This is a genomic window from Alicyclobacillus sp. SP_1 (assembly GCF_024706985.1).
GTDB lineage: Bacteria > Bacillota > Bacilli > Alicyclobacillales > Alicyclobacillaceae > Alicyclobacillus_I.
Map to the genome: position 1 here is coordinate 1 of NZ_JAMCCX010000015.1, position 21646 is coordinate 21646.

General features: G+C 50.7%; 20 protein-coding genes. 4 read left to right on the forward strand and 16 right to left on the reverse strand.

What is annotated here, in order from left to right; genetic code table 11:
• Window positions 1-160: 160 nt before the first annotated feature.
• Together M4I36_RS03590 and M4I36_RS03595 are read left to right on the forward strand one after the other, a co-directional pair.
• Window positions 161-1054 (forward strand): spore germination protein, encoded by an 894-nt coding sequence (locus M4I36_RS03590; protein WP_258110303.1) that lies wholly within the window; start codon window positions 161-163, stop codon window positions 1052-1054.
• Between the two features lie 21 nt (window positions 1055-1075).
• Entirely contained in the window at window positions 1076-1552 is a 477-nt protein-coding gene (locus M4I36_RS03595; protein WP_258110304.1) for a hypothetical protein, read from the forward strand.
• A gap of 82 nt (window positions 1553-1634) precedes the next feature.
• On the opposite strand, the gene M4I36_RS03600 is transcribed toward M4I36_RS03595, so the two are convergent.
• The 9 genes from M4I36_RS03600 to M4I36_RS03640 form a co-directional block, all read right to left on the reverse strand.
• Complete coding sequence (locus M4I36_RS03600) at window positions 1635-2270, reverse strand: CcdC family protein (RefSeq protein WP_258110305.1); 636 nt, start codon at window positions 2268-2270, stop codon at window positions 1635-1637.
• The gene (locus M4I36_RS03605) at window positions 2267-6424 is read right to left on the reverse strand and encodes an AAA domain-containing protein (RefSeq protein WP_258110307.1); all 4158 of its coding nucleotides are present in this window, start codon (window positions 6422-6424) and stop codon (window positions 2267-2269) included. Before M4I36_RS03605 ends, M4I36_RS03600 begins: the two co-directional genes overlap by 4 nt.
• A gap of 358 nt (window positions 6425-6782) precedes the next feature.
• Window positions 6783-8612, reverse strand: a complete 1830-nt coding sequence (gene glmS / locus M4I36_RS03610; RefSeq protein ID WP_258110308.1) for a glutamine--fructose-6-phosphate transaminase (isomerizing) — start codon at window positions 8610-8612, stop codon at window positions 6783-6785.
• 435 nt (window positions 8613-9047) lie between these two features.
• On the reverse strand, window positions 9048-10391 hold the full coding sequence (glmM, locus tag M4I36_RS03615; RefSeq protein ID WP_258110309.1) for a phosphoglucosamine mutase: 1344 nt from the start codon (window positions 10389-10391) through the stop codon (window positions 9048-9050).
• Window positions 10392-10460: 69 nt separating this feature from the next.
• Window positions 10461-11663 (reverse strand): CdaR family protein, encoded by a 1203-nt coding sequence (locus M4I36_RS03620; RefSeq protein ID WP_258110310.1) that lies wholly within the window; start codon window positions 11661-11663, stop codon window positions 10461-10463.
• Window positions 11660-12475, reverse strand: a complete 816-nt coding sequence (gene cdaA, locus M4I36_RS03625) for a diadenylate cyclase CdaA (protein WP_258110311.1) — start codon at window positions 12473-12475, stop codon at window positions 11660-11662. The genes M4I36_RS03620 and cdaA overlap by 4 nt, the downstream gene beginning before the upstream one ends.
• Before the next feature lie 24 nt (window positions 12476-12499).
• Window positions 12500-13219, reverse strand: a complete 720-nt coding sequence (locus M4I36_RS03630; RefSeq protein WP_258110395.1) for an SGNH/GDSL hydrolase family protein — start codon at window positions 13217-13219, stop codon at window positions 12500-12502.
• 120 nt (window positions 13220-13339) lie between these two features.
• Window positions 13340-14236 carry an arginase gene (gene rocF, locus M4I36_RS03635; RefSeq protein WP_258110312.1) on the reverse strand — a complete coding sequence of 299 codons (897 nt, stop codon included), beginning with the start codon at window positions 14234-14236 and terminating at the stop codon, window positions 13340-13342.
• Window positions 14237-14303: 67 nt separating this feature from the next.
• Entirely contained in the window at window positions 14304-14972 is a 669-nt protein-coding gene (locus M4I36_RS03640) for a stage II sporulation protein M (protein ID WP_258110313.1), read from the reverse strand.
• A 132-nt stretch (window positions 14973-15104) separates the two neighbouring features.
• Between M4I36_RS03640 and pdaB the strand changes: the two genes are divergently transcribed.
• Window positions 15105-15866, forward strand: coding sequence for a polysaccharide deacetylase family sporulation protein PdaB (pdaB, locus tag M4I36_RS03645; RefSeq protein WP_258110315.1), 762 nt, complete (start codon window positions 15105-15107; stop codon window positions 15864-15866).
• A 129-nt stretch (window positions 15867-15995) separates the two neighbouring features.
• Complete coding sequence (gene gerD, locus M4I36_RS03650) at window positions 15996-16700, forward strand: spore germination lipoprotein GerD (RefSeq protein ID WP_258110316.1); 705 nt, start codon at window positions 15996-15998, stop codon at window positions 16698-16700.
• Between the two features lie 206 nt (window positions 16701-16906).
• Here the strand turns inward: gerD and M4I36_RS03655 are convergent, their stop codons facing one another.
• From M4I36_RS03655 to rplQ, 7 genes are all read right to left on the reverse strand, one after another.
• Window positions 16907-17998 carry an Mrp/NBP35 family ATP-binding protein gene (locus M4I36_RS03655; RefSeq protein WP_258110317.1) on the reverse strand — a complete coding sequence of 364 codons (1092 nt, stop codon included), beginning with the start codon at window positions 17996-17998 and terminating at the stop codon, window positions 16907-16909.
• A gap of 36 nt (window positions 17999-18034) precedes the next feature.
• Window positions 18035-18538, reverse strand: a complete 504-nt coding sequence (locus M4I36_RS03660) for a hypothetical protein (RefSeq protein WP_258110318.1) — start codon at window positions 18536-18538, stop codon at window positions 18035-18037.
• Window positions 18495-19286 (reverse strand): N-acetylmuramoyl-L-alanine amidase, encoded by a 792-nt coding sequence (locus M4I36_RS03665; protein ID WP_258110319.1) that lies wholly within the window; start codon window positions 19284-19286, stop codon window positions 18495-18497. Before M4I36_RS03665 ends, M4I36_RS03660 begins: the two co-directional genes overlap by 44 nt.
• A 252-nt stretch (window positions 19287-19538) precedes the next feature.
• Window positions 19539-19931 carry a 30S ribosomal protein S9 gene (rpsI, locus tag M4I36_RS03670; protein ID WP_258110320.1) on the reverse strand — a complete coding sequence of 131 codons (393 nt, stop codon included), beginning with the start codon at window positions 19929-19931 and terminating at the stop codon, window positions 19539-19541.
• A gap of 17 nt (window positions 19932-19948) precedes the next feature.
• Complete coding sequence (rplM, locus tag M4I36_RS03675; protein WP_258110321.1) at window positions 19949-20389, reverse strand: 50S ribosomal protein L13; 441 nt, start codon at window positions 20387-20389, stop codon at window positions 19949-19951.
• A gap of 66 nt (window positions 20390-20455) precedes the next feature.
• Entirely contained in the window at window positions 20456-21244 is a 789-nt protein-coding gene (gene truA, locus M4I36_RS03680; protein WP_258110322.1) for a tRNA pseudouridine(38-40) synthase TruA, read from the reverse strand.
• Window positions 21245-21263: 19 nt separating this feature from the next.
• A complete protein-coding gene (gene rplQ, locus M4I36_RS03685) occupies window positions 21264-21632 on the reverse strand; it encodes a 50S ribosomal protein L17 (RefSeq protein WP_258110324.1) in 369 nt (122 codons plus the stop codon).
• Between the last annotated feature and the right edge of the window lie 14 nt (window positions 21633-21646).

Consider the following 21646-nt stretch of genomic DNA (forward strand, 5'->3'; position numbering starts at 1 on the left):
ATGAATGGGTTGTTGCAAGGCGGTATTTCAGCCGAGAGTCTATGGCTAAACTAACCGGCAACGACGAACAACAATTGCTGGCGCTAACGTCAGTTTTGCATAAATAGCAGACACTGAGTAGTTGCACTCAATTTACACCACTTGACGGGACACTACCCTGGTGAACCGTGTGCGCAAGTCCCTTCAAGCCATCGACTCTGACATCGTTTCCATGGCAGAGCAGGCAGTCACCGACATCATTGCGAAAGTCGGGTGGAACCCTTATCCGACGGTCCGCTATACGGAACGCCCGGACGTAGCAGCCACGGCATTGGTGGATGGACACATTGTGATTGTCGTAGACACGAGTCCGGAAGTCATCATTGCACCCATCACGCTCTTTCAGTTGCTGCAACATCCTGAAGAATATCACTCTTATCCGACGGTTGGAACGTACATGCGCTGGGTCAGCATCATTGCCTGCTTGGTCAGCGTTCTCCTCCCAGGTATCTTTTTATTGGCAAATTTACACCCTAATGTGGTGCCTCCACAGTTCGGTTTCCTAAAAATCAAAAATAACGGGCCCATGCCACTGTGGGCAGAACTGTTTATCGCGGAGATTGCATTGGACATTTTGCGTATGGCGGTGCTCAACACCCCCGTCAACATTGCCGCGATGGTCAGTATCATTGCCGCTTTCGCATTTGGAGAATTAGCTCCGAACGTCAACTTTTTACCGCCGCAGGTACTTCTCTATGTGGCGCTTGTACTGGTGGCTCAATTGGCTCTCCCTTCCTACGAGCTGGCAACGGCCAATCAAATTAGCCGATTTTGGATTATTTTTTGGACGCAGGTAGGGCATTGGGTACATCTTCATGCATGGGGATTCGTCTTCTCTGTGGTCACTTGGATTGTTTTTTTGGCCACACGAAAATCGTTCGGTGTTCCCTACCTATGGCCCTTAATGCCGTTCAAATGGACCAACGGCATGCACGAGATTTTATTGAGACGACCGATGACTCGAGTTCAGGGCCGTCCAGAGGCACTTGGCCCGAAGATGCAGAACCGAAAGTGAGCATACGAGGAGGGCGCATAGGTGGATAACTTGCATCAACGAATGCAGGAGCTTAATCGCCAGATTGAACAGCAGCAAGCCGCTGCCAAACAGCAACAGTTCCTCTCCGAACTTCACACCAAGCGGACCACAGAGGCTGTCGCACATTGGTTCGAAAATGTCGCCAAGGAATACATCAAAACCGGGAAACATCTGTCGTTGGAAGAGGCACCACCAGGCACCACCGGATTTACGATTTCGTACAACAAACGGACCAACTCCGTCCGCCCAAATTTCGCCGTATCTGCCACGTGCAAAGGAGACAACGTCGACATTCACGTAACCGACGATGAGTGGGAACAAATACACGGTCAACTGGGGGGGTGGGCGGATTGGACGGACGATAAGTCCATTTACTCTGGTCCGGTTGAAGAAAGTGCACTCCGCAAGGTACTCGATAAAGCATTTCTTGAGTGGTACGAGCGGTCTGCCAAGGCCCCCGATGAAAATCCACAGTAGTTCCGGCGCTAGCGTGGACTGACGTAGTGACCGTGGTATGACGCAGGCAGTCGCACTGGTCATCGCAGCACACAACGAGAGACTATTGCCGCTGCGCGCGCAAGTGAGACTGGCGCACAATACTTCGGTAACGCAGTAACATCACAATTCGCCAGGGAAGAAGCATGCCAAACGCAAGTATGAAAAACATACCTCCGGTTTGAGGAAGAGTGACATACTTCGAAATGACGTTGTCTAAAATAAGTCGAACAATCAACAGGCCAATCAACACGAGAATAAAGGCTGGTGACCGTCTGAGATACACCTTGTCTCCCTCGACTCGCATCTGCGAAGTCCAAATCAACGGAGGCGACAACAGCCACCCTGCAGCAAAAGCAATCAGGGCATAGAGCCAGGGAACACGAAGAATGGGAATGACAAACATGAGAAACCCAGATATCATCCCCATCGCTGGAATCATAATTTTGCGCGCAGAAGTCGGCCGCTTGGCTGCCTGCCACCGCACGGCAATCACGACCAAGGCACCGATGATCAGAACAACCGTGCTAATCACCTGGACCGCTTGATTAGAAAGATGCATGACTGGCCTACTCCCTTTCGAATAATCTTCCGGGTTGTCTGCAATTGCCGAAGGCAATCCTCGTCCAATTTTAGCACGAATGAACGCCCAATGAAGAACGAATGAATTGTGCTTGCGCGTGCCTGCCAAGGCCTTCACCTGAGTCTCCCTCTCAAGCGCTCTACTTCAAGCTGAATTTTCTCAAGTTCCCCGCTTTTTGATTTCCACCAATTCCGACTCCATACCCGGTGAATTGACCATCCTTGCTGTTCAAGAAACCGTTGGCGATATAAATCCCGTTCCCGGGCGACTTTTGAAGAGTGATACATGGCACCATCGCACTCGATACCCAAGATAAATCGTTGCGGATCGTCAGGATGTACAATCGCTAGGTCGATTCGATACCCTGAAAATCCGATTTGACTCTGAACTTGATATCCAAGATTGCGAAGCCCTATCGCAACCTCTTCTTCAAACGGACTGTCGTAAATCGACACATTTTCAATGGATTGAACTGCTGTGGCATCCAAAACACCTTCAAGAACGGTATTCACTCGACGATAATCACCATCAGAAACGGCTTTGGCATACTCAAGATAACGTTTCAAAAGGCGTGGACCGCGAGAATATGTTTCAACCCGAGTCCACTCACTTGGCTCAAACGAGCATACAATATATATTTTGAACCTGGCCCGCGTTATTGCAACATTCAAGCGGTTTTCACCCATGTCTTTCGATAAAGCTCCAAACTGACTGACCATTTTCCCATCCTGATCGTTGGCGTACGCGACTGAGAACAAGATGATGTCTCGTTCATCACCTTGAACATTTTCTATATTTTTCACAAAAAGTCCAACATATTGGTCGCCATCTTTGCGGGAACGCGCTCGATCAATCAAGTCTTGAACAGATGGGTCGCTCTGTCCCCTTGCATCCAAGACGTCATGGATGAGTTCGGTCTGATCTGCATTGAATGTGATAATCCCTAGCGTTGGATGTTGTTGGTCGTATTTCAAGATGTCAATGACAACATCTGCAATTCTCTCTGCCTCTTTCTGATTCCGACGACCCATCCATTTTCCATCCACGCGAATGAACTCAATCGGTTTTTCCTTACCAAATCCGACGATTGGAGCCGTCTGCATCCGCTTTCCGTAAAAAGCATAGTTAGAAAAATTTATGAGGCCATCATTGACAGAGCGGTAATGCCAGGTCAGCCATTGGTCTGCCATCTTCGGCTTACTCCAATCGAGCAAATGCTGCGCCTTCCTGTGGTGGTCGCGGGCAAAATCCTCTATCTCATCATCGAGATCATCTTCGTCATCCGTGATGCGAAACAAATTAGTTGGTGGGAGTTGTTTTTCATCCCCTGCAACCACAACCTGCTTTCCTCGATAAATCGCAGGAAGGGCATTTTCAACAGGGCACTGGGAAGCCTCATCAAAAATAACGAGATCAAACAATCCATTCTCTGGTGGAAATATTGCGCTTACAGCTTCGGGAGTGCAAAGCCAGCATGGTACGAGCCTTAAAACGTCAGGCGTATACTCACGTAAGACTTTGCGCAGCGGTTTTAATTGACGTTTCTTACCGGCTTCGTGTTTTAAAGTTGTTCTTGCTTGACCACGCACGTTTGAAACCTCGAGTGCTAATTGTTGGTCAATCCACTCTGGAACCAATTTGCGCTTCTCTTGTAACAGCGAACCGTAGCGGCTTCGGGCTTGCTCGAACAGTCCTGTCGATACTTCCGACACATGTTTCTCCACCTGTTCAATGGCATCGATCCAAGCATGAATAAAACTGTTTTCGATCATTTGTGTCCATAGATCAACGACACTGGGCGTTGATTCTATAGGGGCTCGTTCGCGACATCGATTCATCAAGACTCGATTGAAGCCGTCGAGTTCGTCCTTCATTTGATCGAGACGCTGTAAACTGTCAAAGTCTCGAACTGCTTGATGTAAATCATCAAAACGTTTCGCATCGAAAATTCCCTGACGAATCATCTCATGGAGCTCGGTCAGGGCATCGCCATCTAGATACGGATTGAGGTCTTCAATATCAATGCTCGCCTGTTCAGTTAAGGATATCACTTGGAGAAGCCTGTCTACCGTTAAAGTGAAGCGAGGGTCTGTCAGTCGCGTTAAGTCCTCCTTCGTCATTAAATCAGGCAGCCAATCTTTAAAGCAAGTTTGCGCCTCAACGTATTTATCCAAAATTTCAAGTGCATGTTGTTTTCTTCGCGCCCAAGCTTCCCACTCTTCAATGGAATTTGTCATAGGTACATCGGAGAAAAAATGAACTTCGGCTAAATCTTCACGCATTTCTTGGAACAAAAGAAAACTTTTAATTGAATCGAGCTGCTTCTGTAGAGCTTTGCTAGTGAACTGAACTCCGAATTTGACGCAATATGCCTGTACCTCTTTTTTTAGTCCATACCAAGATGTTGAGACAAAGCGCGTCAGTTTTTGCTGATAGCCAAGAAAGTCAGCAATCTTTTTCGCACATTCCTTTGCTTCCAACACAGAGAGGTGATCCACAGAATCCGTCGACTCTTTCATGCGATTCAATTTTGGGCTAATTGTTTGGTGTTTCTGTTTTACTTTTCCGATTTGTTCCTTGGATTCAAATGACTTACCACCGCCCGCGTAAAACATAGACACATGTTCGTGAAGATTTGTACGCTGCAATCTCTGTACCGCACTCTTCAATTTAACCAATGCTATTTTGTTTTGCAGTAAAAACTGAGGCGTATAAGGCAATTCCACCTGCATCCATATCTCACTTGCTTGATGAACAGCACTAGATAGCCGTTTCGTTGTTCCCTCCAATTGCATGTGTTGCTGATTTCCAAAAGAGACAAATGATTTTCGCTTTGCCCAAGGATGTTTTGAATTATCAAACTTCTGCATCATCACGGTGATCGATCGAATCTCCAACAGACGCTTTTGCAATTCATCATAAGTCATGCTGCTTGCCAAGTCAGACACGTCAATGATCAAATTCTGATCCCATTTGGCATGGCCGTATAAATATTGAAGCGTCTTTCCGAATGGTCGTTCAACATGCAGCGAGTGAGCAATCATGTTAAGACTGTTAGCCAACGTATCCATTTCGGTGGATATGCGTTCAAGAGCCGTAACCCCAGCGGGTATATTCCTCTGCAAAATAGACCCGATTTTCCCGTAAACAACCGCTTTATCGCGATTGACATCGTGCACGAGCACCACTTGGTGATTTAAGTTAATTGCGGCAAGACGATTGTAGACGACTTCGAGCGCAACTGGTTTTTGACACACAACAAGAACCCGTTGGCCGCGAGCCAGCCGGTCTGCAATGAGATTGACGATCACTTGAGACTTTCCTGTACCCGGTGGTCCATGGACGATAAGTCCATCTCGCCCCCGCGAGGCGACTACTGCTGCTTCTTGACTCGCGTCCGTGTTCAGTACGAAAAATGCTTCCTCTTCCTTCTGCTGGTTCAAAAGTTCTGTCTTCACTTCCGACAACTGCTCATCGATTGGCTCTTTATCAAAGAGCCGGTATAACAAGCCATGCGTCGGCGGATTCTTCAATAATGCTTCATAATCGACGAGCAAGTTACTGGTCGATTGACGAAACTTACCGAAAATCATGAACGGCTGAATCCGAAATGGCACTGATTCTACTATAATATCGGACTTCGTTAACGACTGAAACGGAGCTAGTGATTCTTCGCCTCTCGTGACTTTCATATTTGCAGCTGAGAAAATCGAATCCACCCACGACCATACATCGTAGGTTGGGACTTCTTCACCCACTTGTTTCATGGCTTCACCCAAGTTAACGCCGAGAAACCTATTTAAAGCCAAATCCAACACAGGATTTAGGAAAGGCGGATTTTCAGATTCCAAGTCAATGACCCAATGAGGAACGCCACGGATTTTCTTTTTAAGCAAATGCCCAGGATACATTAGAATGGGGCTGCGGAGAAAAAAGTCTTCTACCAAGGTCCCCTCCAAAAAACCATACGCCACATGGAATGTATTCGCACCTGTCTCTTGTTCGATTAAATCCAACTCGCGCCTCAGCGTCGTTAACCGGCGATTCAAAAGAAGCTCTTCATCGGACTGCCCTAGCGCCGTCATCAGAACAATCTCCTGCTTCTGCTCCACGACTGCTTGAGCGATTCGAATGGAATGACCCTCTTCAGCAAACTCCATGGAACACATGTCCGCGTGATTTTTATTCGTTAATTTGAGTAATCGTAAACTGGGATTTCGCTTACTTAAATCGATAAGTCGATCACGATACAATTCAAAAATATCCTGCACAAACCCACCTCATTCTACAGCACAAAATAACATGTTATTCATAACTACACGACAAACTGGGCATTCAGAACGGGCATGTTGAACGAAACGGTGGCTCTTCACTAGCACTCAAGACGGACATTGAATCTGTTTTTGGTATTGCCTCGGACTCTTCTTTGCAAACGCTGTGCGAAAATTAATTCTCGAGGTAATCTGTAAGACCCTCAAAGAGTCTAAAAAAACCTTGTAATACGCTAGTTTTGCGCATTACAAGGTTCCCACGAATGTCATTCTGCGGTCATAGACGGACGCATACATTGACTACAGGATGTTCTCTGTCTTGTGCCATCGACACAACCAACCCTGGTGTCCTGTTCAACTACTCTACTGTCACCGATTTGGCCAAATTACGCGGCTTATCCACGTCATTGCCACGCGAAACTGCTGCATAGTAGGCCAACAGTTGTAACGGAATGACATGAAGAATGGGGGCAACATCGGGCGCTGTAAGAGGCAGGTAAATCACCGCATCGACCGATTTGGCCAAATCCTCATTGCCTACCCACGTAAGTCCAAGCACGAATGCTCCGCGCGCCTTGACTTCTTTGATATTGCTGACCGTCTTTTCATAAAGACTCGGCTGTGTGGCAAGGGCAATCACTGGGACACCCTCGGTGATGAGCGCAAGAGTCCCGTGCTTCAGTTCACCTGCTGCATAGGCTTCTGCATGGATATAGGAAATTTCTTTTAATTTTAATGCACCTTCTAGAGCGACAGAGTAGTCCAGTCCGCGACCGATAAAGAAGGTATGCTCGGCGTGAACCCATTCCTTTGCAAACTGTTCCATATGCGGCGCCGTATCCACAACCTGTTCCGCCAACTGTGGCAAACTGTCCAGGGCGACAAGAACATCTCGCGCCTGTGCCAGTGTCAATTCTGCACGAATCTGTCCAAGGTGCACCGCGAGTAGATAGAGCGCTATCAATTGAGTGGTGTAAGCTTTCGTCGAAGCAACAGCAATTTCCGGCCCAGCCCAAGTGACCAAAACATCGTTGGCTTCGCGTGCCGCAGAGCTTCCGACAACATTCGTGATGGCCAGCACGTGGAGCCCCCGCGCTTTACATTCGCGTAAAGCGGCTAACGTGTCCGCCGTTTCTCCAGATTGCGAGATGACCACAATCAACGTATTGTCCGTCCTGACCGCGTCCCGGTAACGATATTCACTGGCAATCTCTACATCCACCGGGATGCGCGCGTACTTTTCCAGAACTACCTTTCCTACGAGTCCCGCGTGCCAAGACGTACCACAGGCGACAATATGGATCCGATCTATCGCGCGGATTTTGTCGTCTGACAGGGTCAAATCCGGCAAAACGACTCTAGATAAATCTTCTGAAATACGTCCCGTCAACGTGTCGCGAATGGCCTTCGGCTGTTCGTGAATCTCTTTCAACATGAAGTGATCATATCCGCCGCGCTCCGCCGCCACTGCATCCCAGGTGACTTGATAGACGTCTTTCAGCACCGGTATTCCATCCAGAGTAAAACAGTCCACACGGTCCTTTCTAACCACGGCCATTTCACCATCGTCGAGCACGTAAACATTGCGCGTATACTCGAGAATGGCGGGAATGTCCGACGCGATAAAGTTTTCCTCTTGGCCCAATCCGACAATAAGCGGACTGGATTTGCGCATGGCGAATATGGTATCTGGATGGTCTTTGGCCAATACGACGAGAGCATACGCTCCGTGAATTCGTTCCCCCACAGCTATCATCGTTTGAAACAAATCGCCATTATATACTTCCTCTATCAAATGAGCCACCACTTCCGTATCGGTTTCCGAACGAAACGTGTGCCCAGCAGCCTCAAGTTCTTCCCTTAACTGCAGATAGTTTTCGACAATTCCGTTGTGCACAATCGCAAACCTACCACTGCAGTCCTGGTGGGGATGAGCATTGTCGTCGGACGGGCGTCCATGCGTCGCCCAACGCGTATGACCAATCCCAAGATGTCCATCCAAACTCTCCGTAACAAGCTTATCCTCCAAATTCACAAGTCGTCCAACCGATTTAATGACTTTAAGTTTGCCATCCTCTAAAGTGGCAATTCCAGCAGAGTCGTATCCTCGATACTCCAATTTGCGCAGCCCACCAACGACGACTTCTTTCACATTTCTCGATCCGATATAGCCCACAATCCCACACATTCACTTTTCCTCCTTGAGGTCTACTCACCCTTGTCTCGCGAGTCACCTCGCGACTTTCGGGTTTTGTTTACGGCGTGACCAACACCGGGAGGCATCCGCCGAATGCTTCGCCAACCTCCTCCGCGTCAACTGTTCATAGTGCACAGTCCGGGCGCTTTCCCATCGTCACGGTCAGATTTGCGACGACAGTCTTTCTCTGCTCGCATCTTATGACAAACCTCTGCATCCGCTCTCTTGACAGCATCACTCCTCTCCAACACGCATCCCATCGTCTGCGTACTTCTTTTCCTGCTTCGACAAAACGCGCATTGTCCCAGCATCCATCTCGATGGTCTGGATTCATTCTCGATGGTCTGGATTCATTCAGGATATTTAGTATGATTCATACATTTGTACGAGATGAACCTCTTGCGTGTGCATCAATCCGTTAGGATATTAGGCGACACCCAACTCTTCCCGCACGACAGCCACAAGCCTACTCACACAAGCCTGCAACAACAGTTCGTCTGGCCCCTCTGCCATGACACGCACAATCGGTTCTGTGCCTGACTCACGGACCAAGATTCGCCCCTCTTCACCTAGGTGAGCTACCTCTACCTCAAGCGCTGCTTGAATACGAGGATTGTTCCGCCATGCAGTCTTATCCGACACCCGCACATTTTCGAGCAACTGAGGATAACGACGCATCATCTGACGCAACTCTGCCAGCTGTCGCTGCGTGTCCTGCATGACATCCACCAACTGTAAGGCAGTTAAAATCCCATCTCCGGTCGTTGTGTGATTGAGAAAAATGATGTGTCCTGACTGCTCTCCGCCGAGAATCGCGGACGTCTCCCGCATCCGTTCCATCACATAGCGATCTCCCACCGATGTCACATCAACATGAATTTGTTCATCGGCCATCGCTTTTAAAAATCCTAAATTGCTCATGACTGTAGAGACCACTCGGTCTCCCACGAGTTGCCCTCGAGATTTGAGTGCTTTCGCGCAAATAGCAAGAATAAAGTCGCCATCCACCACTTCACCGCTTTGGTCAACTGCAATGAGTCTATCCGCATCTCCATCAAATGCCAGGCCAACATCAGCCCCTGTCGACAAAACAGCGCGCTGAACGACGTGCGGATGCGTTGAACCGCACGCCACATTGATGTTCACCCCATCTGGAGCAGCATGAATCACTGTCAGCTTTGCACCCAATCGCTCAAACAGGGCGGGCGCAATCTCTGAAGCAGCTCCGTTCGCACAGTCCAGAACAATGTGCAACCCCGTCATCGAATGCTGCACGGTACTGCTGAGAAAATCGATATAAGTTCCGAGAGCAGGCTCGTCGTACAAGCGTCCAACCGCCGCCCCAGTGGGTCTGGGCAGTTCATCCACGGCGAGGGACATCCATCGTTCCATCTCATCTTCGATGTGGTCCGGCAATTTGAATCCGTCTCCAGCAAAAAACTTTATTCCATTATCCTCTACCGGATTGTGCGAAGCGGAGATCATGACCCCCGCATCCGCTCTCAGATGCTTTGTCAAATAGGCCACACCAGGTGTCGGAATGACTCCCAGACGCATGGCATCCACTCCGACAGACAAAATACCACTGATCAGCGCAGTTTCCAGCAAATCTCCAGAAATGCGTGTGTCTTTACCGATAACAATCCGTGAAGATGGCTGACGGGCAGTCAACACGTACGCGCCAACGCGCCCTAATTTATAGGCCAACTCGGGAGTCAAGTCGCAATTGGCGACCCCCCGAACTCCATCTGTACCAAACCATTTGCCCACAGAGCAAATCCCCCTTTAAGCACCCACCCATTTTGCCACAAGTTGATTCCACAAGACAATGGATAGACTTTACGTCACTTTGACTGGCACCGATGTTGCAGACACGCCAGTCACCACAAGCCACTGTGGCACATGAACGGCCACCGTAGCCTCGTCGTCTCCAGCAGGTAGGTTCGCAGCATTGAGCGTCACCTGTATGTCGTCTGCCTGTAAATTGTCAACCAAGGAAACAGGTCCGTAGACATGGACGTCTTCCTTCTGAACCCTCAATAGCGTCACCGATTCTCCACTTGGAACATTGATAACTTGAATGGGTAGGTTCACAAAGCTACGCGTAGCTGCGGGCTCAATGTTGACCTGCACGACCACTTTCGCAGGATTGGCTCTCTCCACGCCCCTCGAGAGCGGGACAGCCAAGTGCAATGTGGTGCTGGAAGACAGTCCCTCTAATGAGACTGGAAGAGTCCAGTCGTCTACCGAGATCGCCGTTGGCATCCCAAACAGTTGCACATGACCTGGATTTAAGGACACGCCTGCAACCGCATAGCCTGCTGCCGGATTTCCTGACAACTGCGGAACCAAGGTCACGTGGTCATGCTGAGAGACAATCGGCACGGTGACCATGACTCGACTGGGAGACACCGCCACGCCCTGCACCGGATGACCGTCGCCGTCGACGGCCACGACGGGCACGGTTTCTGTTATGGTATGCGTAGCATGGTCGACCGAGACGTCTGCAATAACGGCCGCCACCTGCTTTACTTGAGGGTCTGGTCCAGTCACAGACACCACCGCCGGATTGACGGTCACGGTACCCAGCAGACCGCCGCTCGCCGGGTGTCCCGAAGTCTGCACTTGAACCGTTTCAGATGCAGACGCTTTTCCAGCCAGAACCACCTGCACGACTTTGGGCGACACACTGTACGCCTGCACCGAAGGCATTCCCTGCAAACTGACTCGCAGTTCATGCGTTCCGGCTGCCAAGCCAACCGCACTGACGGTGGCATCCACGTTCTGCATTTGCGAGGAAAGTAAGACAGCATTAGCTGCGCTGACGGTAACCGACACACTGACTTCACTCGGATGAATCGCTGCGAGCGTCATCGACGGGCCAATGGCCACGTGAATCGGGCGGTGGAATGTCTCCATCACGCTGGCAGCTCCGGTTGGGCTCGACGCAGGTGCATGGACAATCACCCACACGATGCAGGCCATCACGAGTGCCAAAATCTTTAGCACGGTGTTGTTCTGGAGGAACTTGTTCATATTCATCGCGCCACTCTCTTTCGAAAGAATGGGATGTTTCGCGCGCTCTTCGTCACCAGCAAATCTTTGAGCAGTTGACGCAGTGAGTTCTCACTCAAAAAGCGAACCAAACTGCCGTCCACTCCGACAGAAATTCCTCCCGTTTCTTCCGACACCACGATGGATACGGCATCCGACTGCTCGCTTACGCCAAGCGCCGCACGGTGCCTGGTCCCCAACTGCTTGTCCAACTCGCGATTTTCGGTCAGTGGGAGAAAGCATCCAGCCGCGAGAATTTCGTCCCCTCGAACCATCACGGCACCATCATGCAAAGGCGTATTGGGAACAAAAAGATTCAGTAGCAAAGCAGAACTGACGCGCGCTCCAAGAGCAGTGCCCGTCTCGACGTACTCGCTGAGACCTGTCTTTCGCTCCACGACAATTAACGCTCCCGTTCGCGTCTTCGCCAATTGAACGGCGGCAAAAACGATTTCGTCAATGGTCTTGGCAACGCCCTCCGTCGTCTGATGCTCTGAAAAGGAAAAGAAACCCCCTCTGCCCAATTGATCGAGTGCCCGCCGTAGCTCCGGTTGAAAGACGACTGGTATAGCGAAGAACCCGACCGTAATAATTTTGTTCAGCAACCAATTGAGCGCCTGCAAGTGCAAAGCACTGGAGAGCGCGGTGGCAATCAAAATAACGATGACTCCCTTGAGCAACTGGACAGCCCGCGTACCGCGAACAATCAACAGAACTCGATAGAGAACAAAAGCCACAATCAAGATGTCCAAAATGTTCAAGACATTAAAATTGCGGAGAATTTGAAGCCACGCACTCACTGTATTTCACCCATCTCTCTCACGTCACCCAAGTCTTCGAACTCTCCTTCGGTGTGTCGGCAGTGTACGGCGGTTAGACGGAGCACCAGTCTTTTGTTTTTGATTGTTGTGATATGCGCGATACGCATTCAACCACGCTTTCGCAATGGCAGCGTGGCCCGCGTCATTCGGATGAATGGGGTTTCCCTTCCATTTAAAATCACTGACCACGCCCCGGCGATACCCTTTAATATACTTGTCCTCGGCTTTGAAGAACAGTTTGTGTAGGTCGAGCAGAATAAGATTCTCCCGCCGCGCCACAAGGCGGATGGATTTGTTGATGAGCGAAGTGCACTCCTCCGCAACGAGAGAGTTCGGAAAGGGATTATAAATGGTGCCAATATAAATCTCCGAGCCAGGACGCTTTACAGTCCGCACAATGTCGGTCAAGTTGACCCTCAATTTCTCGGCAACACGCATCGAAGCTGCACTGTTTCCTTGAATGAGCCATGGCAGTGCCCATATAATATCATTTCCGCCGACCAGAATTGTGATGACTTTGGCTTCTTCCCACACGCAGTCAGGAACCGATTTTAGAGAGCGAAGAAGGTGCTTCGAGGTCCAGCCAGGCCGAGCTTGAACATGGAGAGAGACGCGCCTGCGGTTGCGGGAAAGCTCCCGTTGAATCCGCGCGACGAACCGCTTGCTGTCTGCGGTCGATTCGTATCCATGAGTGATGGAATCTCCGAGTGCCACGTAAAGCATGCCCAACTGGTCCCCCTTCATCGCTTTGGTTTTGGAGAAAGTGGAATTCGAGCGGGACCAGCGAGAAACAGTGTGGTCCCGAAGACTCGTGTGCTTTCCTCAAAACAAATAGCCCGCACCTTACATCACGGTCTTGCCAAAAAGAGATTCGAGCAATTCTACCGCCATGTTGGCTGTTTGATTATGACTGTCGAGGATTGGGTTCACTTCGACAACATCTACGGAACGAACTTTCTCCGAAGAGGACAGTATCTCCATCGCCAAGTGACCTTCTCTATAAGTCACACCCCCATTGACCGGAGTACCCACACCCGGAGCAAAGGTCGGGTCGAGAGAATCGAGATCGAGACTGAGATGGATGCCATCTGTTCCCGCAGATGCGATGCGAATGGCTTCTTCCATGACGGGGCCCATTCCGACGCGATCGATCTCGGCCATGGTGTAGACACGAATTCCCGACTTGCGAATCAATGTGGCTTCCCCTTCGTCAATAGAGCGAATGCCCACGAGCACCACATTCTCAGGCTTTACCTTGGGAGAGAAACCTCCCAAATGGACGAGTTGCTCATTGCCGATGCCCACATTCACGGCAAGCGGCATTCCATGAATGTTTCCAGACGGTGTCGTGTCTTCCGTATTCATATCGCCATGTGCATCAAACCAGATGACGCCGAAAGAGCGATTGGCGGACGCAATACCAGCAATGCTGCCAATCGAAATACTGTGGTCCCCGCCGAGAATGATGGGTATATGGCCCTCTTTCATAGCACTGCCGACTTGGTGAAACAAATTTTCGCAAACGGTTTTGACTTCATCGAAATACTTGAGTTTCTCATGCTTCACTGTATGCATCTCAGGTGTGGGCACGGCGACGTCCCCCAAGTCTTGGACGTGATGCCCCAGTCGTTTAAGGCGCTCTGTCAATCCGGCATACCGAATGGCACTAGGACCCATGTCTACACCACGGCGTCCTTGCCCAAAATCTGAAGGTGCACCTATAATCCGTAAATTTGCCATGACCAATCTCCTCCCAACATCCTTCTGAAAAATAGTACTACAAATACCCTGTAAACTCTCGTTGTACCTAACGGATCGAGTGGCCTATCCCGATTTGAATGAGAATTGGCGTAATCCGCGACTCAATAAAGGCAGCTACGAGTAAAAGTGCGACCAAAATCGGCAAGACGTGCAAGTTGTAGTCCAGAACTTCGCGAAAGTGTTGGACTGGCGTACTCTGACTTTGTTCGACGCCTCTGACCGCAACCGCCTTTCGTGGCAGCAGCACGCGACGGGCCAGACCGGCAATCACACGCAACACAGCCCACCCGTTCAGTAGTCCTACTGACGATGCCCAAAACACCGCCGTCAATTCAAAAATTCCGTGCGGAGCCAGTCCAAAGACAATCAGCCGCCATGGTGCGATGCCGTGCAATACGGCGTCGCTATGGAGAAGATAGCCAATAACCAACCCATTCAGACATAGATTCCACGCAGGATAAATACCGAGCACAAAGCCAAGCAACATCACCAGCGCGATGCTGACCGTATTGTGGACAAAAATCAACCAGAACAACCGGAGCCAGGCACCTTTTGCATAGACGTTTCCAAACGAATGCCGCATCTCGTGCAGTATTGGAAGTGCCAAGTGTCCGACATCTGCAGATGCAAAATAACCCAGTAGTGCACCTATGAGTAAAAACCCTAAGGATGCCAGAAACAGCGTACGGATTCCTTGCGGTCGAACTTTGGCCATCGGTGGTCCTCCCAGCAACGTGTGTCAACAAGCATTCATCCAGTGAATAGAGATTGGTCTGGAGGAGAACACTTCGCGTTGAGATGTTCTTGAAAACCAGAGCCAATCCCCTCAAAAAGGAGCGAACCAACCATGCCCAGTGGTCGAAAACACCCATCACTGTCCCGAGCACTCATTGCTGCAGTCTCTGCAGCCTGTTTCTTTGCACTCTCTGTTTCGAGTCCCGAAGCTCGCACCCAGAGCAGTCCAGGAGGCTCTGGAAAGCCCTCCGCCATCTACAAGGTAGACACCGACAAAAAAATCGTGGCGCTGACGTTCGACATCTCTTGGGGAAACAAGGTGCCGGAACCGGTTCTCGACATTCTGAGAAAAGAGAACGTCACAAAGGCTACTTTTTTCCTTAGTGGTCCTTGGACACTGCGACATCCCAAAATAGCCAAACGGATTCAGACCATGGGATATGAAATCGGGAATCACGGAAATCTGCACAAAGACTTCTCCAACTATCCAGACAGTTGGATACGAGAACAAGTCGCACAGTCGCAAAAGGCCATTCAGCAGACCACAGGAGTAAGAACTACGCTCATCCGCACACCCAACGGAGACTTTAATCCGCGCGTCTTAAGAACACTGCAAGGTATGGGATATAAAGTCATTCAGTGGAACACCGATTCGCTGGATTGGAAAAATCCAGGTGTCGACAACATCGTTCACCGGGTGGTCACTCGCGCCGTTCCGGGGGATATCATCCTGATGCACGCCAGCGATTCGTCGAAACAAATCACCCAGGCTCTTCCGCAAATCCTCCACCAACTAAGAAGCAAGGGATATCAATTTGTCACGGTCTCCGAGTTGCTGAGCAACGCCAAAGTCTCCACCAAGGTCCAGCAATGACTTGAAAATGCTGGGGAACGCGCCGCTTTCCTCATCATACCTCAGATACAGGATGGATGGTACCGGAATAGGGGGCGTGCGACAAAGCCATACTTTACTCGACACGCGTAGACAGAACGGGGGATGCACATGTCACAGCAGAGAGTATGGCTGGCGCTCGCCGTTACCTCCATCTTGGTTGCAGGATGTGGCGAAAATACGATGGGGATGGGCGCAGAAAACGGCGCTCAAACTTCCAGCAACACGCAGGACTACGGTACAACCAAGCAAATGGTCATTGATATTTTGCATTCATCCGAAGGCAAAGCGGCCCTTCTTGACATTTTGAAGGAACCGACCTTTAAACAGCAGTTAGCTGTGTCGAATACCGATGTGAGTAAGGCCGTCGCAGCCACGCTACAATCGTCTAAAAACAAGTCCTTTCTCGCTTCCGAGGCAGCCAATCCAGAATTTGCGGCAGCCTTAGCCAAAGCAACCCAACCAGAAATGATGTCTACCATGAAACAGCTTTTGAGAGATCCCGACTCGCAAAAGGATATCCTCGTGCTCCTCAAATCCAATGACTTTACGACGCACCTGCAGGACCAAATGAAAACTCCTGAGTTTCGCAAGAGTATGATGTCCGTGATGACTCAAGCTCTGGACAATCCGGCCTTTCGCATGAAGTTTCAGGATGCGTTGAAAAAAGCAGTCGCAGACGCCATCAAGAACGACTCAGGAAGTGGCGGAAAGAGTGGAGGCGGTAGCGGCGGAGATAGCGGGAAGAGCTCGGGTGGGGATTCACAATCGGGATCGGATAAAGAGGAAGGCGGTAGTGGAGGCGGCGGTAGTTAAAACAAGGTCCCACCCGAGGCGAGATGCTCAGTGGTGGGACCTTGTCTTTGACTGGTGAGGTGAATCGCGCGGGTTCCATCATGCTGAGCCATCAGTGCTTGCACCTCAGCCACCGGACGAGACCATAATGTCCTTCACCCTCGAAAGGTACTGCTCACGCCATCAGCTATCCGACTCAACCGTCACTCTGCACCTGTGCTTCCGAATTATCTTACGGATACAGGATTCGGTGTCTTTAATTGAAGTTTTTGGGCAACACGTTCTGCGAGTACTCGATATTCACTGCCTTGATCAGTCTCATTCTGGAACAGAGACTGCGCCTGCTGGTCCATGCTGGCGATGGGTATGTGTGCAATGACCTCGGTCTGCAGTGCCGCCGCAACCCGGTCGCCACCGCCACGTCCAAATAGATAATGGCGATCCCCGCAACCTCCACATTCAAAATATGCCATATTTTCTACAACACCAATAATTTCATGATGAGTACGAATCCCCATGATGCCCGCCCGCATTGCGACATCCGAAGCTGCCTCTTGTGGTGTCGTTACAATCAATTCCTTGCTCTGTGGCAGGAGAGTATGCACGTCGAGAGCCATATCTCCTGTACCGGGTGGCAGGTCGAGCAACACAATGTCAACCGAGCCCCAGTGCACTTCCCCAAAGAAGTTCCGTAGCATCTTCCCGAGCATGGGCCCACGCCACACGACTGGACTTTTATCTGGCACGAAATAATGCATGGAAATGAGTTTTACTCCGTCCACCTCGACCGGGATGATCAAGTTGTCAATCATCGTGGGTCGCTTCTCCTGCACGCCGAAAATTCCAGGCAAACTGAACCCATAGATATCGGCATCGATGACTCCTACGGAGTATCCAAGTTGCGCCAACTGACGAGCGAGATTCGCGGTGACAGTCGACTTTCCAACGCCACCTTTGCCCGAGGCTATCGCCAAAAACGTCACTCCTGCATCCGGAGCGAGCAAGGCTGGTGTAGCCATCGCAGCCTCAGGTGACTGTCCGCGGACTTTCGCAGCGAATGCAGCTCGCTCCTCGTCCGTCATGTGACCAATGGAGACGTCGACCTGAGTGACTCCGGGAACTTCGGACAAAGCGGACCGAACGTCCGCTTCAATGACTGAGTGCAGAGGGCACCCGCGAATCGTGAGCACAATTTCGAGAGATACTTTCCCGCCGCGGACCTCAATATTCCGGACCATGTCCAAATCGACGATGCTTTGATGGACCTCTGGGTCTTCCACCGGCCGCAGTGCGTCGAGTATTTGTTCCTTTGTAACCACCGAGACTCCCCCACTCTACCCAGTCTAATACCGTTACTAGTGTAACGCAGGAGGCACCTCTGTGCCAGCGTGTATGTTCTCGTATTCTTCTACCCCGGCTGCATCCCAGAGTACCGTGAAAGATGAAGCATCATGCCCAACTCCAGCTGGCGCTGCAAAGAGTATGGCATCGCCAGGTGACAAGTCGTAAGGGCCGTGGTCTTGCACGCGCAGTGGGGACGATGTCGCTCCTTGGGCCACGAACTGACCTTCGGTGGGGGTCGTCAAAAAAGGCAACAAACTTCCGCTCCAGGACTCCAAAATGAGGTGGTGCAGCGTGACTCGAGATTCATTGGCAAGGAGATACACAGGCTGCCCGTGCCACGTCTGTGCCATTTTAGTTGCTTCGAGGCGCGGTGGATGGTGCGCATTACTTCTTAAGACGACGGTCGCTGCCTTCGTCTCCGGATGCAGTACCAAGATACCCACCGCAACCACCGATGCCGCCACGAGCCACTTACCCCACCCGATGGGCCGATCCGTTTTCTGGCGCAACTTCATGATGGGATGCCCCCTCAAAATATCGAATCAATCCCGTATAGACGGAGAAGGCGATCAGCTCCTGGTAACGGGCGGTCTGCAGACGATGAAGCTCGGTTGGATGGGTGATAAAGCCTACCTCCACGAGAACTGCTGGTTCAGGAATTCTCTTCAATAAGTACAGTGTTTGGTTGGACTGAACGCTACGAACGCCATGCATCCCATTGGTCCGAAAAGCCTCTGTGACCGTCTCCGCCAACTCTTTTCCCTTTGGATTACGAGAAAAATACAGCACCTGTGCTCCGTACCAGGTAGGAGACGGATCGGCATTGCAGTGAATCGACACAAATCCGTCAATCGACTGTTTTCGAACCACCCGAAGTCTTCCTTGCAAGTCTCCCATATGTCGATGTCGCCGGCGTTCATCCGCATCGCTTGCCAAGTCGACGTCCTCTGTTCGGGTCATAACCACAAAGGCCCCGGCCTCTCTCAAATCCGTTGCCAGTCGCTTTGCGATGGCTAGATTCAAGCTCTTTTCGGTCGATCCGTCCGATGCCCGCGCACCAGTATCCTTGCCTCCGTGCCCCGCATCCACGACGATGGTCTTTCCGAACAAACCGTTCCAATTGTTTCCTTTCGACACTGCAAGCGGCTGTGCCGAGACAACATGACACGCAGACTGTGCGACAACCAAGGCACAAGAAACCAAGCCAAACAAACGGCTGCTCCAACGTTGCAACGTGCTACCCGTTCTCTTCGTGGCACTCACCCCACTTATCGCTCTGCGGTTTAAAACGGATGTCCTGGTATTCCATGCCGCTCAATGAATCCTATCCATGGAACTTAATCCATTTTCAATATCCCTGCGCCTAGCCTGCCACGTCTACGTCATTTTATTCGTGGTCATAAAAAAAATAGACAAAGCCATGAACTAGTATGTTCATGGCTTTGTCTATTATGAACAGTTTGTGCCAACCCTGCCGACGTGAAGGAAGAAACTCTTCCCCAAAATCGCGTGAAACTATCTCTTTGAAAATTGTGGGGCACGACGAGCAGCTTTCAAGCCATACTTCTTCCGTTCCTTCATTCGAGCATCTCGAGTCAACAAGCCAGCTTTTTTCAATGTTGGCCGAAGCTCTGGGTCCACGCGAAGTAAGGCTCTGGCAATGCCATGCCTAATGGCGCCAGCCTGACCAGATACGCCACCACCATAGACATTCGCAACCACGTTATAACGGCCCAAAGTATCCGTCAGCATCATAGGCTGCTTCACAATCAACTTCAGCGTCTCTAACCCGAAATAATCGTCCATATTTCGTTGGTTAATCTGAATGGTACCGTCACCCGGCAACAACCGGACTCTCGCCACGGACTGTTTCCGACGCCCGGTTCCCCAATACTGTAATTGAGCCACCTAGTGTCCCTCCTTCATCACTTCGTAGCCGGTGTAAAAGGCTCAGGTTTCTGCGCTGCATGCGGATGCTCCGGCCCAACGTATAATTTTAACTTCATGAACTGCTTACGGCCCAACGAGTTGTGAGGCAACATTCCGCGCACAGCCGCCTCCAGCACCCGCTCAGGATGTTTCTGAAGCATATCTACTGCCTTCACTTCTTTCAATCCACCAGGATATCCAGAATGCCGACGATACAATTTTTGTTGTAGTTTTCTCCCGGTAAAGACGACTTTTTCAACGTTGGTGACGATGACAAAGTCACCCGTATCCACATGAGGAGTAAACTCAGGCTTGTGTTTGCCCCGCAAGAGCGAAGCAATTTCCGTTGCTAAACGACCTACACGCCACCCTGTGGCATCTATGTGCAGCCATTTACGTTCCACGGCGTTCGGTTTCGCCATGTACGTCGTTGTCATAGGAGTCCCTCCCGAATCGATTCATTCTACATCCATTGTAACGGGGCTTACGATGGACAGAATGCACTAATCTTCATGATACGTCATGCGATTCGAAATAGCAAGCTTCAAGTCGGTCTCATCATAGTAGACGTTCCACAGACTCAAACCCCGAGCCGCCGCTGTCGGGCCAGCAAGTTTTCGGTCCCTCTCGTACAAAATGTGTTCCACTGCACCCGGGGCTATTCTCCCTCGTCCCACTTCCAATAAGGTGCCAACCATGATGCGAACCATGTGCTGAAGGAACCCACTTCCAGTAATGAAGAAATCGAGGTAACCACCAGAGGGTGCGATGTCAATCTCGTAGACCGTCCGCTCTTTGGTTTGACTTTGACTTGAAGTCGCGCAAAACGACGTAAAGTCATGCCGACCAAGAAGTGCGCGCGCTGCTTCCTCCATTCGTGACACATCCAGAGCGTACGGAGTGTGCTCCGCAAACCGATAGCCAAAAATGTCGGGAACACGACGGGTATCAACGCGGTAGCGATAGGTCTTGCCGATGGCCGAGTATTGGGCATGAAAAGCATCGTCCACAACCGTCGCGTCCAGAGCGATGATATCGCCTGGCAAACAGCGACGCAGGACATAGGTAAACCGCTCAGCTGGCGGCCCTACGTCCTGTTCCCAGTTCACAACCTGAGCTCGCGCGTGAACACCCGCATCAGTTCGGCCTGACCCATAAATTTCAATGGGGTGTCCAACCAATCTCTGTACAACCGCCTCGAGCGTGCCTTGTACCGTTCGGAGACCGTTTTGACGCGCAAATCCGTGAAAGTCCGTGCCATCGTATGCCACGACCAACTTGATGTTCGCCATGGTCCATCATCCCAGCGGTTCACTGAACCAGTTCTAACAGTACCATCGGTGCAGCATCCCCTCGACGGGGACCAATTTTGGTGATACGAGTATAGCCACCATTCCTTTCGGAATACCGCGGGCCAAGCTCAGAAAACAGTTTTTGAATGGCGTCGGGATTGCCTTCTTCCGCAGTGAGAAATTCGCGACGGACATAGCTCGCAACCTGACGGCGCGCATGAAGATCTCCACGTTTCGCCAGAGTAATCATTTTTTCCGCAATGGAGCGAAGTTCTTTCGCTTTCGCTTCCGTCGTCTGAATACGTTCGTAAAGGAATAAATCCGTCACCATGCTGCGAAACAACGCTTTTCGCGCAGACGAAGTGCGACCTAACTTACGATAAGGCACCGAGAGTCCTCCTT

Bases quoted from the DNA above. Each gene is read 5' to 3' on its own strand.
- glmS (WP_258110308.1), bottom strand. From the start codon at position 8,612: ATGTGTGGGATTGTGGGCTATATCGGATCGAGAAATGTGAAAGAAGTC.
- M4I36_RS03620 (WP_258110310.1), bottom strand. From the start codon at position 11,663: ATGAATATGAACAAGTTCCTCCAGAACAACACCGTGCTAAAGATTTTG.
- M4I36_RS03630 (WP_258110395.1), bottom strand. From the start codon at position 13,219: ATGCTTTACGTGGCACTCGGAGATTCCATCACTCATGGATACGAATCG.
- rocF (WP_258110312.1), bottom strand. From the start codon at position 14,236: ATGGCAAATTTACGGATTATAGGTGCACCTTCAGATTTTGGGCAAGGA.
- M4I36_RS03640 (WP_258110313.1), bottom strand. From the start codon at position 14,972: ATGGCCAAAGTTCGACCGCAAGGAATCCGTACGCTGTTTCTGGCATCC.
- pdaB (WP_258110315.1), top strand. From the start codon at position 15,105: ATGCCCAGTGGTCGAAAACACCCATCACTGTCCCGAGCACTCATTGCT.
- gerD (WP_258110316.1), top strand. From the start codon at position 15,996: ATGTCACAGCAGAGAGTATGGCTGGCGCTCGCCGTTACCTCCATCTTG.
- M4I36_RS03660 (WP_258110318.1), bottom strand. From the start codon at position 18,538: ATGAAGTTGCGCCAGAAAACGGATCGGCCCATCGGGTGGGGTAAGTGG.
- rplM (WP_258110321.1), bottom strand. From the start codon at position 20,389: ATGACAACGACGTACATGGCGAAACCGAACGCCGTGGAACGTAAATGG.
- truA (WP_258110322.1), bottom strand. From the start codon at position 21,244: ATGGCGAACATCAAGTTGGTCGTGGCATACGATGGCACGGACTTTCAC.